Here is a 15,684-nt window from a genome sequence, read left to right as displayed (position 1 = left end):
AAGGGAGAGGTTATGATGGTGCGAAGTCAAGATCATGATGCCCAGATTCATACGGCTGGAGAAGCCTCTAAAAGCTATGTCGTTGCAGGAGCAATACTTAAATGCAATTGCGGGACGCAGCGTACACGATTGAAGATACCATTCAGTCATGGCGTATATATCAAGGGGAAGGCGAAGATGACTGTCGAGGATTATGTTCCAGGTATTCATATTGGATCATTCGGTAACTGTTCCAATCCAGCTAATCCAGCAGTAGCGGCAAGCACGATGGTTGACATCTATGGGGTTAAGAAAGCGCCTTGTGTTCCCGTGCTGACCATGCCTTGGCTTCATGGAAAGGGAGATACCAAGGTGGAAGGGAAAGCTGCACTGCTCAGTCACTGTACGCACAAGTGTCTGTATGGCGGAGATATCGTCATAGAGAATGACGGACAGCAATTGGACTTTTGACGATGAATGAAATTACGGAGAAGAAACTCGACCAGATCGGCTATGAGCAAATACGTCTATATTGGCCTTATCGTGCACAGTCGTTAGAAGGCGTGCAAATTACCCGCCAAGTGAACGAGCATGCGAAACTCTACGTCAGCGGTATAATTCCGGAAGAGGATGGGCCGGGCATTCTTCAAGTTCAGGCTGAAGGGGAATCTATCGTACTCAGACAAGTCGATGAAAATGGTAGATCAGTGAGGAGACTCTTCCATGGCGTAATGACATCGCTCTCGGTTCATTTGTCGGGAGGGGTCTATCGATTCGAACTGGAAGCCTTGTCCAACTCCTATCAAATGGATATGCGAATTGAGGAACGAGCCTTTCAAAACAGAGGGTGGACGTTCAAGGAACTCATTCAATTCATTATGAATTCTTACCGCTATTCGGATGTCATGGATCAGGTTACCGGAAATACCTCATTGAGCGGACTTGTATTACAATATAAAGAGACCGATTGGATGTTCCTACGCAGGCTTGCCTCGCGATTCGGTACAGTGCTGGTCCCGGAAATCACAGCGGCATCACCCAAACTGTATATCGGTTTGCCCGCAGGTAAGTTGTGGAAATGGCCAGAAGACCAACCTTATCAGGTTCGTAAGCAGCTGGCCGGAATTGATTGGCTTAGCTCCGGAACGGAAGATCGATATATCATTCAGGGTCCCAAGGGCACGCAAGGCGAATTGCAGTATACGCTGGAAAGTGCCGAGACCTATGCACTTGGAGACAAAGTTGAACTTCCGGATGGCAGAGAGTTGACCGTGGTGTATGCCCATTCGCGATTGGAATCCGGGCTGCTCATGACGACCTACCGCATGGTACTCGAAGACCACATTCATGTACCTAGATGCAACCTATCGGACTTGATCGGGTTATCGCTGTACGGTGAGGTGGTCCGCGTGATTCATGATCACATTCAGATCAAATTGCCCATGGACGAGGGCCCGATGACGCAAGGTTCCGCCTGCCCCTATCCGGTCGCGCCAGTTTATGCTGCGGAAGGGCATAGCGGATTATACATGATGCCTGAGATCGGGGATCAGGTGGAATTATATTTTCCAAGTAGTCTGGAATCCGGAGCGTACATTCGTCATTCCATCTCTGAGGGTAAACGTTCCACTAACGGAGGGACAGACCATAAAGTCTGGGGGCATCCTGCCGGGAGCTCTATCGGGATGTCGCCTGAGGAGGTTACACTGCAAGCCGGATCGGGGTTAACGATTACCTTGAATGATCAGGGGATCGTATTGAGTAGTCCAGGCAATCTGTCCATTCAAGGCAGCAATATCCTGCTTGCGGCCGGACAGATCGAAGCTACAGCACCAGAAGCGATTTGGCTGCTTGGCGGGGGTGGTAGCTTCATTTTGGATGGGGAGACCAACGTACGAGCAGGTCTATTGCAACAGGAGGGCAGCAACAAAGCGCCTGTTCATGTGGCGGATCTGCCTCCGGAGCCAGAGCCACCGCTGATGCCGATTGAGGAGTACGAAGCGGCTCAGGCCGCAACAGCCGCAGAGGCTGCTGCAGTGACGCAGGCATCAACGACGAACCCGAAAGATGGATCGTTGGCTGGAGCTGCATTGGCCATCACTGCTATGATTCCGATCCTGGGAGCTCTAGGGGGGATTGCTGCCCAGACAGCCATCGGCGTAGGCATTGCTGCCGTTGCCACGGGTCTCATCGCGAGCGTGCCGAAGATAGGCTCCTTCAAGCCTTCGGCTCTGAATTTGCTGGACCGATTTACGAATGGTTTTGCTGAGCTCCAACAGCAGGAGAACGAAGCGAAATGGACGATGCTGGGTAAAATGTTGACGGCCGCCAAAGAGTTGACTACAGCGACTTCCCCCATTGATCTACTCAAGAAGTTGCATCAGCAACATCAGGAAATTAGTGCCACATACTATGATATTCCAGCTTATATTCGAGAGAAATGGACGAAACAACAGGCGGATCAGGAACTGAAAAGTTCGCTGGATTATTACAATAAAGTGATGGAAAACCCGGAGGAATACGATATTCTTTTCGTAGGGCCTCATTTTGCGAATATTACCTTCGATATTGGCAGGCCTCATATCACTGTAGAGGAACTAGGGAGTTATGATTATTGGAAGGCACAAGGGCTAAGCCTTGAGGAGATGAAGTATCTATCATGGAGGCTAAAGGCCCCTATGAGCGATGAAGCCTTTGCTGAACTATGGGATGGATATTACCAACATGACGCAATGCAAAAAGGTCTAGATACGGAATTTAATTTTAAGGGCAGGGGAGGTTCGGCAAGCGGTTTTGTAAGCCCGGTCAGGTCTATCCCGCAGGCAAGTGGAACAACGCCGCCCAAAGTGAGCAAAAGCCCGCCTTCGCCCATAGTGCCCAAAGTCAAGACATTTGTCCGAAAGTATTGGGAAGAAAGTCAGAAGATGCGAATCGCATCTGGTGGAGGAAGTCATTGGAGCAACAGTAAGACGAACAAAACGGGTGAGGCTGCTTCTGGAGGCGGTAAGACAGCAAACAGTGGGACGGAATCGACCTCTAAACCTGGGGAGAACCCGTCGAAACCGAAACAAAATTCGGATAGTACACCTTCTTCGAAAAAGAATGAAGGAAATTCAACGACAACGTCGAAACCAAGCACGACATCGAAGACGAAACCAGAAAAAAATGAAACGCCGAATGAAGTGAATACCTGGAAGCCGCCAACGAAGAAAAAGGACAAAGGTAAACCGCAAGCTGATACGAAACCACCAAAATCATCTGAACCGAAGAAACCAGAGGAGAATACAAATAAACCGAAGGAGAGTTCGAAAGGTACTGAGGGAACGGGGAAAGGTAAGAAGTTAGAACTGTCAGATTTTACTAAAGAAATAATGGAAACTAAACCGATGAATTCACCTGTTCCACATAAATGGTATAATAAGGGTGGTTACATCTCAATAGATAAGAATGGAACTTGGACATATACTAATAAGAAAGGGCAATCTGTGAGTTATCCAGATGGCTACCCCGACTTTTCAGAGTATTATCATCCTACTGTTAAACCAGTAACAATTGAAGTAACTGTGCCTAAAAATCCACAAGAAGACTTTAAAAAAGCAAATTTAGAAGCAAAGCTTAATAAGGATTCTGATCCACCCGTGCCAGCAAGTAATAAACCTCCTGAGGGTTATACATGGCATCATCATGAAGATGGAAAGACGATGATCCTTGTCGATGAAGATATTCATAGGGAGTTTAGACATATCGGTGGTCAGTCTACAGTCAATGGAAAAAATAAAAAAGGAGAATAGTTATGGCGAATATGGATCGAGGAAACGAGAAAATAACTATAAATGAAATTAATGAATTTGAAGGTAAGTATGATCTTAAGCTTCCTGAGCAGTATGTTGATTTTTTGCTTAAATATAATGGCGGGTATCCTCAAGAATCTACATTTAAAATTTCTGATGAAGAGGGTGAAAGTGTTGTAAATAAATTTTATGGGATCGGTGATATGAAGGGGAATCTGTCTAAGGTATTTGAGGTTTTAGATGGTGAGCTGCCTGAGGGATTTATTTCGATTGCTAGTGATCCAGGGGGGAACGAGATCTGTATTGGAACTAGTGAGAAATACTTAGGAAAAGTATACCTTTGGATGCATGACATGGAGTCAAATAAAGAAATGGATAATATGTTCTTATTAAATAACAGTTTTAATGAATTTTTTGATAAGTTATATTAAAGGCTAGCATTGCCCGTAATAAGACACTTAGTATGAACTTATTTACAAGCCCAACAACAAAATCGTACAATACAACCAACAAACCAAACACAAAATGATTCAAACACTGGATAAACTTTCAAAAGCTCTTTCCCACTTGGACCTTTAGTAGGAATGAGCTTTTTTGCATGCCGAAAATAAAGTAGCTTGATCATAAATCGCTGGTTGATCTCGATATGCCATTGTGGTAATGCTCAATGAAAAAAGCTGTTACAAAACACTTTAAACTTACTATTTATATAATAAGAATGTTGACAGGAATCGCCCCTGTCCGCTTTAGTTCGGTCGGTAAGTAAGCTGATATAATGGGTGCCAATTGGAAGCCTGATTGCTACATTTTTCATTATCCTGTTTAAGATTACAACTTAGGGGACGGGAAATGATGGTTCAAATGTAAGTTAGGGTAAAGTATTTCCTACTAGACTGCTTGATCCGAAAAAGGAGGCGCATATTCTTGATAGAGTAGGGGAATTAAGAAGCAAGCTTTCTAATAGGCTTAAAGATGAGCTTAATTTTGCATATCCCGTAGTAGACATAACAGGAATAGACAAAAAGGAGTTTTATGCACATAGTAGTTTGAATAGAGATAACAAGGCAAAAGACTATGCTGATTTCTCGTTAAAGCCACCTAAACCAAAGTATGAGGCCACTCTTGCACTAGATAGGGGTGGAAATACAAGAAAAAGAGATAACACCTTCTTCGAAAACGAATGAACCTAATGTACCGACAACGCCGAAAAATAGCACGACATCGAAGACGAAACCAGAAAAAAATGAAACGCCGAATGAAGTGAATACGCGGAAGCCAGCTCCATCTAAGAAAAAGGACAAAGGTAAACCGCAAGCCGATATGAAACCACCTAAATCATCCGAACCGGAGAAACCAGAGGAGAATCCTAAAACAAACAAAACGAAGGATAATCCGGAAGGCACTGAGGGGACGGGACAAGCTGTTAAACCGGCACCAGTAGTCTATGAAACAGTTAAGTATGGTGATCATTTTACAAGAAAGAATAGAAAAAAAGTTTTAAAACCAAATATAGAATACACATCACCAGATGGTTATAATTATCGTACGGACAGTCAAGGGCGTATTATTGAATGTGAAGGAGCACTTGTACTTGGTAAAGGAGACCGTAGTGAATATGCCCAGAGGACGGTAGGAAAAGGGCAAGGTAGGTTACCTGATGACGATGGTGGACACTTGATAGGGGCACAGTTTAAAGGACCAAAGGATATCGATAACTTAGTGCCACAGAATAGCCAAATTAATCGAAGTGGCGGAAAATGGTATGAAATGGAAACTGAATGGGCGAATGCTCTGAATGAAGTACCACCTAAAAAAGTTACTGTGAAAATTGAACCAGTCTATTCAGGAAGTTCAATGAGACCACATTCATTCGAAGTAACTTACCAAATAGGGAAGAAAAAAGAAGTTACTATTACAATACAGAATCAACCGGGAGGTTAGTAGAATGGAACAGCAGATGAATGATTTATATAGAGAGATAGCAGAAACAATAAATGAATTGATACCTGAAGATTGGGAAAATTTTTATTTTAATGGCGAGGTAGAAAATGGAGAAGGGGGTGTTTTCTTTTTCTTCAAACCAATAAATAAACATGATTATGTTTATTGCCGAGATATTTTGAAGAATTACAATATTAATTCAGAAATATATAAAAAAACTATGAGAAAGTTGTTGAAAGTTACCAATGATCTAAAAAATATATTTATAGAAGATGGACAAGAGCCTTGGTTTTCAATAACCATGAAACTTACATCTGAAGGAAAATTAAATATAATATACGACTATACAAAATGGGGAGAATCCAATTTTGGCCCTTCAGACAGGTTAGAATATTGGGAAAGTAAATATCTGAATAATATTCCACAAGAAGAGAATGACAGAATAAAGATCGAAAAAATGAAGCAGTTTGAAGAAGCGAATTAAATGCCATTTTTCTTTGGTAGGACTACCCAGTGCCGATTACATCCATCATTCGACCAATAACACAACTAACCCATGTAATACCCGTATAAAGATTTCATCATTTCGGTTGTACGCAAATCAATTGCTTTAATTTTATAATTTAAATAACGCTATTCCTATACATCAAACAGGTTAATTATGGTCAGATACCACCATGATTGACCTCTTTTTTATTACCTTCGTTTTCTCACAACTTTTAAATAAGCTGATGATCAGTCAAGACAACGGAGTAAGGTATTCAATCAATCAACTGGATACTCCAGATGATATAAGTAGTAAATTTGATTTATCCAGTGTAGAAGGGTATGAGCGAAAAATCGATAATACAAAATATTATGATCATGATAAGGGTGATTTTGGCGAGGAAGTTGCGAAAAAAATCGCAATAAACAACAATCTGGGTAAGGATATTTCCGATCAATTTCAAGTTGGTAGGAACGGCATAGATGGAGCCTTTTTGTCCAAAGGTCCGCCTCCTAAATTAACCATGATTGAGGCTAAGACTTCCGAGTGGGGAAATTTCAATTATTCAACAGAGCAAAAACTGGGTGGTGCTAAATATTTTGAAGTGATGTCAAGCCGTAAAAATAAAAGTTTTGCGGATTTTAAAGCAAAGTACAAGAAACTTTTAAAAGATAACCCAGGGTTGGAGTTTGAGTATATCAGAGTAGAGGTTGATATTTCGAAAACTTCGGTTGGTTTTGGAGTAGATGTTGTAAAAGTAAAAGATTGGAGTAAGGAGATAAAATAAAACTTAAGGAGAACACAATGGTTAATTCAAAAAAAATGCATTTGGCCTACAAAAGGTATGTCAAAAACTTTTTTGGTAGTAATGCCGTAAATGAATACGAAGAAGGTAAAAATGAGATTGTTGAAATCATCGATATTAATGATACAGAGAGAGATCACATTCTATTAATTGATATGGATAATATATCTTCCTTTTGGTTAGATGTGTGGAAAAATGACGTATTGATTAAAAACGGTCGAAATGTAAGTGCGCTAAAAAAAAACCAACAAATAAAATTTTATCAGTGCATGGGTAGTCATATTTATAAAGATCGTTATCCGAATATGAAATTGATTGATTATTCTTTTGAGTATAGCATCATTGCATTAGTGCACTTCAATTTATACGGATGGGTAAAAGAGGAAAAGATATTTTTTGATTTTATAGTCAAATATCTTGGAGATAATTTAATGGAAGCAAATGATTGGAATCAACATATCTGGTTTTTAGTAGAGTTGTATCTACAACACACCAATCAAACAATAGAAGGAACTAATAAAAATGTTCACTTGACTGTGAAGTCCGCATTAGCAGATAAGGGACAGCCATGTGATTTGATTCCAGAAGAACTTGGAATCTACAGAGAAGTATTGGAACAATGGAATACGCCTGATTTGGATGAAATTACGCGTTTGCTTGGAAGAATGTCCGAACATCATTCCATGCTCGCTGCAGAGTTAGGGAAATCGCTTGAGTTTGGTAATTATGATTACGCTTTTTATCCTTATGAAATTTTGTATTTGCTTCATGTGAGAAAAAAACAAGGTCTGCCTAATCCAAGTCATTTTGATGATTTCCTGATGAACTCACCGGAGGCTAAAATGAACATTCAAGATCCTGAACCGTATCCAGAGTGGGATCCCGTTTTACGAATGATTGATGACTTCTATCGCAAAAACTATCCAGAGTATATCCCAAACCACCATGGAGTTCTGTTTGAATAGGAGAGGAGGAAGACTGCATGGCAGATGAAGATTTGGTGCCGTTAATTTTCGATGATACAGAGGATATCGACATAATTTTGAATGATCCGGATGAATCACTGGCGTATTATAGTATGCTGAATCATGGCTTAGCGACCAAACGGTTTTTATTTCTGGACTACAAAGGAGAAGTGGATCAGGAAATCGTCAATTACATCTTAGACTATGAGTATGCCTATGATATCGAATTGGGAACTGCAGATCAGCTAGAAGAGTTGGGAGAGTTTGACTACAAATATCTCCCTGAGAAAATTAGGGAGGTAAACAAGCTGATTTCTCGAAAAGGATATGGTTTATTCTCCTATCCGACAGCAGGAGACTTCTATGCATTGTTCATCGCCGAACTTAAGCATGAGGGTGCGCTAACCGAAGTGGATTTACTAGAAGATGAAGATATTCCTGAAAAAGAGCGTCATATCCAGTTGTATATTTAGTTCAGAGATAAGTCAGACAGGCTCCAGTTATTTGACTGGGGCTTATTTGTTTTGAGGTTTTTTAGAAAGGGTTAATCTTGCGTTTTAAAAGTCAAAACTCTGATCAACTATATGATCCATAAAGTCTTAAGAATTAAATTCAGTGAAACATAATAAGAAAAATGACTAAAGATTTGGATAAACAGTATGGAGTCCGGGTTGCTCATGACTGCACATCGTATGATGCTAGAAGATCATCATATGCGAAAACCACGATCTATCTGCTCTTGATGCCAGAGCTTGGTGACACGGTGAAACTGTACATTCCCGGAAGTCGCGAGTCCAAGGCTTATATTCGTCATGCAGTCCCCGAAAGCAAGCGTTCGGTTTCCAGTGGAACGCAACACAAACTGTGGGGCCATCCTGACGGACCATCTATTGGTATGTCATCGGATGAGATGACCGTACAGGCTGGAGCTGGATTAATCATCACACTGAATGACCAAGGTGTAATGATGCAGAGTGCAGGTAACATCTCGATTCAGGGTGGCAGTCTATCACTTAAAGCAGGTCAGATTAAAGCAACCGCCCCTGAAGCAATTTGGCTTCTTGGCGGAGGAAGCAGCTTTATATTGGATGGACAAGCTGATGTTCGTGCTGGACTGCTCCAACAGGAAGGCAGCCATAAGGCACCGGTCGTGGTAGCTGATTTGCCGCCGGAGCCGCCCCTTATTCCGCTTGAACAATATGAGGCAGCTCAAGCAGCAAATGCAGCCGAAGCAGCTGCTATGCAGCCTTCCGTGGTTAACATGAAGGAGGTCTCCCTGTTTGGTGCAGCGGTCGCCATGGCGGGCATGATCCCCGTTTTGGGTATGCTTGGAGGTGCACCAGCCATTGCGGCACAGGCCGTTGTCGTTGGCGCTGCAGCAATCGGCTTGATCGGGAACATCCCAAGTGTAGGATCCTTTAAGCCTTCGGCCCTACAACTTCTGAATCATCTGAATGGTGATTTCGTGGGCAAGATGCAGCAACAAGAGGCTTATAAGCACCAATTATTTGGTAAAGTTGTCTCAGCAGCACGAGAGTTAAGCACGGCTACTTCCTTTATGGATTTTGTGAAGAAACTGCATCAGCAGGAAAAGGAAGTTAGCCAGATGTATTATCAGATTCCAGGCAATACGAGGGAGCATTGGGCGCATCAACAGGTTGACCAAGAGTTGAAGGAAGCACTCGTGTATTATGGGGATGTGAAGCAGAATGACATTAAATATGAACTCTTTTTTGGCCCTTATCATAACGGCATTGCTCGAGATATCGGAAGAATAGACATCACCGCCGAGGAAATGGGTGACTATAATTACTGGCAGAAACAGAATCTGACGGTCGAACAGAAGAAGTATCTTGCCCGGCGAATTATGGCTCCCATGAGCGAAGAAGAATTATCTACCCTGATGGGTGAATTCGAGCAACACGAGATGACTATGAAAGGATTGGACGGGGAGTTCAATGGATTTACGGGCAGAGTAAGCACGAAAAAGGGTTCTTCAGGTGTACCCGAACCCTCAGACCATCCAGGAACAACAGGTTCTCCAAGTGCTGCTTCTAAAGGAACAACGACGACAGACAAACCGGCTACAAGTAAAACAAAGACATTTGTGAAAAAGTCAAAAGATGTGATGGTTAAAGCCGTCAGCGATTATTATAAAGAGAGCCAGGTCATCCGGTTTCAGCCTTGGGGCAACTTGGGAAAAAACAAGCCCAAAGAGTCGGGGAATGCCGGGGAAGTGGGTTCCGGAGGGAAAACAAGCTCGAACGCTGGGAATAAGTCAAGTGACGGGGCAGGAACAAGTTCCTCCAGCAATGGCAAGAAACCGAATCAGACCCCGAGCAGCAGTAAGAAGTCTTCATCGTCAGGTGAAACGGATGCTACTGCATCGAGTCCAGGTATAGGGAAGAAGTCTGGCGACGGTGAAGGCACAAACTCACCAAGCAGTGGCAAGAAAACGGGTCAGACACCGAGCACTAGTAAGAAGTCCAAATCTAGCGGTGAAACGGATAGTACGGGTTCAAGTTCAGGTACAGGGAAGAAGCCTGGCGATGATGAAGAAACAGGATCATCAAGTGGTGGAAAGATAGAGGATCCAACTCCGAATACCAGTAAGAAGACCCAAACAACCGGAGAAGCGGATACTACAGGATCGAATACAGGTACAGGGAAAAAGTCGAGTGAAGGTGAAGGAACAAGCTCATCTAGCGCTAACAAAAAAGATAATCAGACTCCCAACAGTCATAATCAGTGGAAACAGGATTCATCTAAGAAAAAAGGAAAAGGTAAAGATGATAAAAAGAAAAAAGAGGAGGAGAAAAGTAAAAGGGAAGAGGAAGAAAGACAAAAAAGTGAATCAGAGGCTGAGGGGACGGGAAAAGATACGAAGAGGTATGGTGATCCTCCCGAGGAAGAATTTAAATTTAAGATTGAAATTGCTGCTGAAAAGAAAGCTGAAGAAATAAGAAGTACAGGATTGAAAGATATAGAGGATTTTGCTAAGAATACAGGTTTGGAGTTACAGGATGCAATTGATTTAAAATCACATCTGTTTCTTAATAAATATGATCTTCCAGCTTACGATGAGAAAGGTTTATACTTTTATAAAACTAGATTAACACCTGATCCCGAAGTAATATATGCTTATCACAAAGTTCTGGATGGAGAACTGACTCCTGATCAGAAAAAATGGTTTCAACAGTTAAAAGCACATGAATTAGATGAAAAAGCCCGAATGGATTCTGGGGAAGAATACTATAGGCATCCAGGTTCTTGGGATTTCGAGTCGAAAACCTGGAAATCAAAGCCTCCTGGTGCACATGATAATGCTGTACCACAACCTGAATTTGGAACATTTCCTGGATATAAGTAGGAAAGTTCGAGATTTTATAAAATCAAAAAAGGTGATGAATATGAGATTGTCTTTTAGTAGTGCGGTGAAAAAAATAAATGAAATAGACTGGAATACAGGAGAAAAGCCCAAAGAATCACATTCAGCTCTGTTAGCTGAATACTTGAGAAGAATTGCTGTCTTTACAAGTTCTTATACTTCTAATCAAAGCCCAATAGGAAGTCCAGTTAGAGTCCTAAATATTGAAAACAATGATTTGCTGCTAGAAATTGATAGGATTGTGGATGAAAGTTTGCCTGACATTAACAACCCTATACACTATAAAATATGTAGAAATTATTTAGAAACAGCATATGTTGTTGAAAAAGGCTTATCGGAAGTCTTAAAAGTAGCAACTATTTATGAACCAATTATTAAGTTTTTTGAAAGAGGTGGGAAACTAAGATTCGATAGCGACAGGGCTTTGAGTTGTGGTAGTGCTGCTTTTGTTCTTGAAAATTGGATTGATTTTCATAGCAGTAGGCTAGAAACCGATATAAGTGACTCTAATTTGGAGAGAATTGATCTTAATAATAATGATGTTTAGTTAATCTCGATATCGTACCTCGAACGGGTCAATTATGGTCAGATATTACCATGATTGACCGTTTTTTTGATTTGTACCTCCAACATCCATGCGCACCATGCACGGCCAATTAAGGAGCAGGAGATAACGAGTCAAGTATATTACCGCAACTGACTTTTTTTCTTTCTTAGCTTTATTACGTTTCTTAAATTTACTCACTACTGTAGATGAACTGAATTTTGCATATTCAGAAGTGAATATCGAAGGTATAAACAAAAAGGAATTTTATGCACATAGTGGATCGAATCGTGATAACAAGGCAAAAGACTATGCTGATTATTCAATAAAGCTACCTAAACCTAAGTATGAGGCTACTCATGCGCCGGATAGAGGAGGAGGTGTAAGATTTGGAGATAATGATACAGATATAAGATCCTAAATGATTTAGCTGCTAGACTGGATAAATTAAATGATCCTTCACAAGCCCATGGGAAAATAAAATTATTTACTGAAATTAATACTTATACAAGTAGTGAGCAGAGTTATTAAGAAATTCCACGAAGATTATCCAAATATTGATATTGAAGTAATCCACAATGGTGACAAATTAGTTGAGTTTTAATAAAGGAGATAAGCAGATGAAACGAAATTATGAAGCTTTATTTGGTGCTTTTTATGAAAGGTATTTTGATTATAAAAGCGAGAGAATGAGTAAATGCTGAAGCACTTGCTTGTACCACTGAGGCATACTTCGGTATACAAAAAAGAGGCGAAAGGGAGAAATCAGTAATATTAATTGCAGAAGGAAGAATTTATTTAACACATTCAAGTATATTCATAAAATCAAAACAGAGGATAGTTGAGGGATTAAATTCTTTAGATTTAAACAAGTTGCAACTTGAAACGACTCCGGATGAGTACCAGGACATATTAGAACGAAGAGATATGGTGCTTGATAGAATCGAAAGTATACATGCGGAATATATTCCATATTCAAGATTGTACTGCTATTAAATGGAGAATGAAGTTAAAAATTACTTTGGGAATATCATTAATGACATGAAAGATACGAGTGGGCTCGTTGAGCAAATAATGGAGCGTTTCGATCGTGAATGTAGGAGTACACTTAGTGAGAAAATTGTTGTTAAAACAACACTTGCAGAACTACTTATCCGTGAATTTGTGAAAATAAAAAGCGAATTCGAGAAATTCGATATGAATGAAGTGGATGAACAATTAACAGAAGCTGAGCAATCAGATCTTTCTATACGAATCAAGGAAGTATTAACTAAGCTTCAAAATTATAAATCATGAGTACCATATCGTAAAATTGAATCATAAAATCTAATAGAAGGTATGATTGGAAAAACACCTAACGAGGGGGCTCATGATCTTGCACCTCCTCCGCAAAAGTATTTCCCATATTTTAATTCGGATGACACTATCTTATAATTTAACTAATATAATTAAATTTTAGGAGGGCAGCTAGTTGAATCAGATATTTGAAGATGCCAGAACCATTATAAGAAACATTAATTGGGAGAATGAAGAACCTAACAAACCTTCACATGGAATATTATTATATGAGTTTTTAAGGAGAGGTTCTCATTTTTATGATTTTATAGATCAAGAACCTAACAAGAGACTTGCAGTGTTTAGTGCAGCAGATATCTGTGATATAAAGTTGCCAATTGAAATATATGGATACTGTGATGAATTAAACGAAATTAAGGATGAGTGGTTAGTCAAATCAGTTTGTAAAAGCTATTTGAAATGGGCATATTTATCTGGTGAAAACGAGTCGATAGCACTTGAATTCCAAGGACTCTATACTCCAATTATAAAGTTGTTTAGTAGAGGCGGGAGGATAAGATACCATAATGGAGAGTTAACCTATGGAAGGGCTGCACGTTCTCGAATTGTTTTTGTAGAAATGAGCACGGTTGAACCAATGGATATTAGTGAAAATAGTCTGGATAAACTGGACAAAAATTGGGATGAGAAAATAAAGTAATCGTAAAGTGGTTTTAGAAGACTAATCAGTTCAAAAGTTATTATTTTTTGGAGTAGGTCCGGGATACGCTGATAAGACAGTATATAAGTGGGATCGGAAAAAGAAATGTAAACAAAGTAGATATAGGCATAAATAAAACAGATCGATCCTGGTCAAAGAGCCAATGGTGTCGATCTGTTTTGTAATAGATTTTTATAAATTACGAAAAAGTGTACAGGGAGGTGCTGATTTAACAGGTAAACAAAGAAAACTGATTAGAAATAAAGCTGCGGAATTAAAGCTTATACCAAAAATTGAAGTGAAAGAAAGTAGAAGGTATTTGTTTCGGCTTTGCTGATTTCGAGGGGCTGGTGTATTAGTGCACACAGATTACCTTCCAAAAGATTTGTGGAAAAAAGGTGACACAGAGCAGTTTCACTGGCTGAATAAAATTTACCGGAAGACATAATGAAATCGGTTAACGATGGACCTTATACATGGCATCACAGAAGTACCGGGGAAAATGCAATTAGTTCCCTTTGGTATACACAACATTACTACTCATAATGGTGGTAGATCAACCGGAATATGGGCAGATGCACCGAGATAAGGGAGGAAAAAAATTGTGGAAACGAGAGCAAAATCTATTATCTATCCATTACCAACTGATCAGGTATTGTCAAAAGAAGAAGGTTTTTGGAGGGTAGTATTGCCTTCAGACTATAAAGAATTTGTTAAGATAAACAACAGAGGCATTCCAGAAAGATGTTCTTTTAGTTGTAATAGTCATAATTACTTAATTACTAGATTTTTGTGCATTCTTGAAGATCCAACCGACAATGGATTTGGAATATTTGATATTGATGCCACAAAATCTCAACTTGATGAGAGATTAATTGATGATGAGGACTTAATAGGAGTTTCCTTGTTACCAGTAGCTGTTCTATTTTCTGGTGACTTTATATGCTTAGATTTTCGTGAATCTAGAAATTCTCCTAATGTTTGTGTCTGGGATCACGCAAATTCTGGTGAATTCGATCCAGTGAGTTATTTTTTGGCGGAAAGTTTTTAAAGATTTTTTGGCATTGTTAACTTAATAAACAAAACAATATACTTAGGCCTGTTAATGTTACACAAATATTTACAACAGATCGTACAATACAACCAGCAGATAGAACACTAAACGATTCAAACAGGAAATGTTTTAAGAGCTAAAGGAGGTATAAAGAAGTATGCCATCTATTCCGAATTTCGTTTTTGAGAAAGAAATACCTATAAGCATTATCGAGAAATACAGATCGAGAATTCCTGTTGAACTAATTGAAGTATGGAAGGAATATGGACTGGGTAGTCTTTCCAATGGATATCTGAAAATTATTAATCCTGATCAGTATTTAGAATTATTACAAGATACCTACAGTCGAGCAAAATTAGCAATTCCTCTATTTACAACAGCAATGGGAGATATATTGATTTGGGAAGATGGATACTTAATGGCGCTTAACTTCAGAAAGCATGAAGTAAATGTTATAGGGAAAAATTTTAAGTACTTTTTTGGGGACATAAGTGATGAATATTTTTTGAATAAAGCTCTTGACTGGTCTCCCTATCTTGAAGCGTTTGAAAAATATGGAGAGCCTGCTTACGATGAATGTTTTGGCTATGTGCCTCTTTTAGGATTAGGTGGAGCAGAGAAAGTTGAGAATTTAAAAAAAGTTAAATTTATTGAGCATATATATATAATCAATCATTTTATGGGACCAATGGAATGAAAATAAAAAATGGAGACCGATATAAATGTTTAAAAGT

The 15,684-nt window shown here is 39.8% G+C and carries 16 protein-coding genes and 1 pseudogene; all 17 read left to right on the top strand.

All coding sequences use genetic code 11. The features are described 5' to 3' along the window. Nucleotides 1–15 precede the first annotated feature (15 nt). The 17 genes and pseudogenes from MHI52_RS22370 (at nucleotide 16) to MHI52_RS22290 (ending at nucleotide 15,647) form a co-directional block, all read left to right on the top strand. Nucleotides 16–450 carry a DUF4280 domain-containing protein gene (locus tag MHI52_RS22370; protein WP_307543034.1) on the top strand — a complete coding sequence of 145 codons (435 nt, stop codon included), beginning with the start codon at nucleotides 16–18 and terminating at the stop codon, nucleotides 448–450. 2 nt (nucleotides 451–452) lie between these two features. After that, nucleotides 453–3,770, top strand: coding sequence for an HNH endonuclease (locus MHI52_RS22365; protein ID WP_405157643.1), 3,318 nt, complete (start codon nucleotides 453–455; stop codon nucleotides 3,768–3,770). Nucleotides 3,771–3,772: 2 nt separating this feature from the next. Beyond that, entirely contained in the window at nucleotides 3,773–4,201 is a 429-nt protein-coding gene (locus MHI52_RS22360; protein ID WP_127545071.1) for an SMI1/KNR4 family protein, read from the top strand. 462 nt (nucleotides 4,202–4,663) lie between these two features. Further along, nucleotides 4,664–4,954 carry a deaminase domain-containing protein gene (locus MHI52_RS22355; protein WP_405159411.1) on the top strand — a complete coding sequence of 97 codons (291 nt, stop codon included), beginning with the start codon at nucleotides 4,664–4,666 and terminating at the stop codon, nucleotides 4,952–4,954. Continuing rightward, complete coding sequence (locus MHI52_RS22350; protein WP_405157642.1) at nucleotides 4,908–5,711, top strand: DNA/RNA non-specific endonuclease; 804 nt, start codon at nucleotides 4,908–4,910, stop codon at nucleotides 5,709–5,711. The genes MHI52_RS22355 and MHI52_RS22350 overlap by 47 nt, the downstream gene beginning before the upstream one ends. A gap of 4 nt (nucleotides 5,712–5,715) precedes the next feature. Next, complete coding sequence (locus MHI52_RS22345; protein WP_154897029.1) at nucleotides 5,716–6,195, top strand: immunity protein YezG family protein; 480 nt, start codon at nucleotides 5,716–5,718, stop codon at nucleotides 6,193–6,195. A 193-nt stretch (nucleotides 6,196–6,388) separates the two neighbouring features. After that, the gene (locus MHI52_RS22340) at nucleotides 6,389–6,985 is read left to right on the top strand and encodes a hypothetical protein (protein ID WP_221821881.1); all 597 of its coding nucleotides are present in this window, start codon (nucleotides 6,389–6,391) and stop codon (nucleotides 6,983–6,985) included. Nucleotides 6,986–7,002: 17 nt separating this feature from the next. Continuing rightward, nucleotides 7,003–7,968, top strand: a complete 966-nt coding sequence (locus MHI52_RS22335; RefSeq protein WP_405157641.1) for a hypothetical protein — start codon at nucleotides 7,003–7,005, stop codon at nucleotides 7,966–7,968. A 17-nt stretch (nucleotides 7,969–7,985) separates the two neighbouring features. After that, a complete protein-coding gene (locus MHI52_RS22330; RefSeq protein WP_221821884.1) occupies nucleotides 7,986–8,441 on the top strand; it encodes a hypothetical protein in 456 nt (151 codons plus the stop codon). 161 nt (nucleotides 8,442–8,602) lie between these two features. Beyond that, nucleotides 8,603–11,338 carry a hypothetical protein gene (locus MHI52_RS22325; RefSeq protein WP_405157640.1) on the top strand — a complete coding sequence of 912 codons (2,736 nt, stop codon included), beginning with the start codon at nucleotides 8,603–8,605 and terminating at the stop codon, nucleotides 11,336–11,338. 64 nt (nucleotides 11,339–11,402) lie between these two features. Continuing rightward, nucleotides 11,403–11,903, top strand: a complete 501-nt coding sequence (locus MHI52_RS22320; protein WP_405157639.1) for a hypothetical protein — start codon at nucleotides 11,403–11,405, stop codon at nucleotides 11,901–11,903. A 705-nt stretch (nucleotides 11,904–12,608) separates the two neighbouring features. Continuing rightward, nucleotides 12,609–12,896: pseudogene (locus tag MHI52_RS22315) on the top strand (Imm3 family immunity protein); the annotation flags it as partial. After that, complete coding sequence (locus MHI52_RS22310; RefSeq protein WP_221821893.1) at nucleotides 12,897–13,196, top strand: Imm3 family immunity protein; 300 nt, start codon at nucleotides 12,897–12,899, stop codon at nucleotides 13,194–13,196. Nucleotides 13,197–13,371: 175 nt separating this feature from the next. After that, nucleotides 13,372–13,896, top strand: a complete 525-nt coding sequence (locus MHI52_RS22305) for a hypothetical protein (RefSeq protein ID WP_253502169.1) — start codon at nucleotides 13,372–13,374, stop codon at nucleotides 13,894–13,896. Between the two features lie 463 nt (nucleotides 13,897–14,359). Further along, nucleotides 14,360–14,485, top strand: a complete 126-nt coding sequence (locus MHI52_RS22300) for an HNH endonuclease (RefSeq protein WP_339283613.1) — start codon at nucleotides 14,360–14,362, stop codon at nucleotides 14,483–14,485. Nucleotides 14,486–14,500: 15 nt separating this feature from the next. Continuing rightward, complete coding sequence (locus MHI52_RS22295) at nucleotides 14,501–14,947, top strand: SMI1/KNR4 family protein (RefSeq protein ID WP_253502166.1); 447 nt, start codon at nucleotides 14,501–14,503, stop codon at nucleotides 14,945–14,947. A gap of 160 nt (nucleotides 14,948–15,107) precedes the next feature. Further along, nucleotides 15,108–15,647, top strand: coding sequence for a T6SS immunity protein Tdi1 domain-containing protein (locus MHI52_RS22290; protein WP_253502149.1), 540 nt, complete (start codon nucleotides 15,108–15,110; stop codon nucleotides 15,645–15,647). The last annotated feature ends 37 nt before the right edge of the window (nucleotides 15,648–15,684 follow it).

The organism is Paenibacillus sp. FSL H8-0283, assembly GCF_045040675.1.
GTDB classification, from domain to species: Bacteria; Bacillota; Bacilli; order Paenibacillales; family Paenibacillaceae; genus Paenibacillus; species Paenibacillus amylolyticus.
This window is presented reverse-complemented; position numbering and strand designations above follow the sequence as displayed.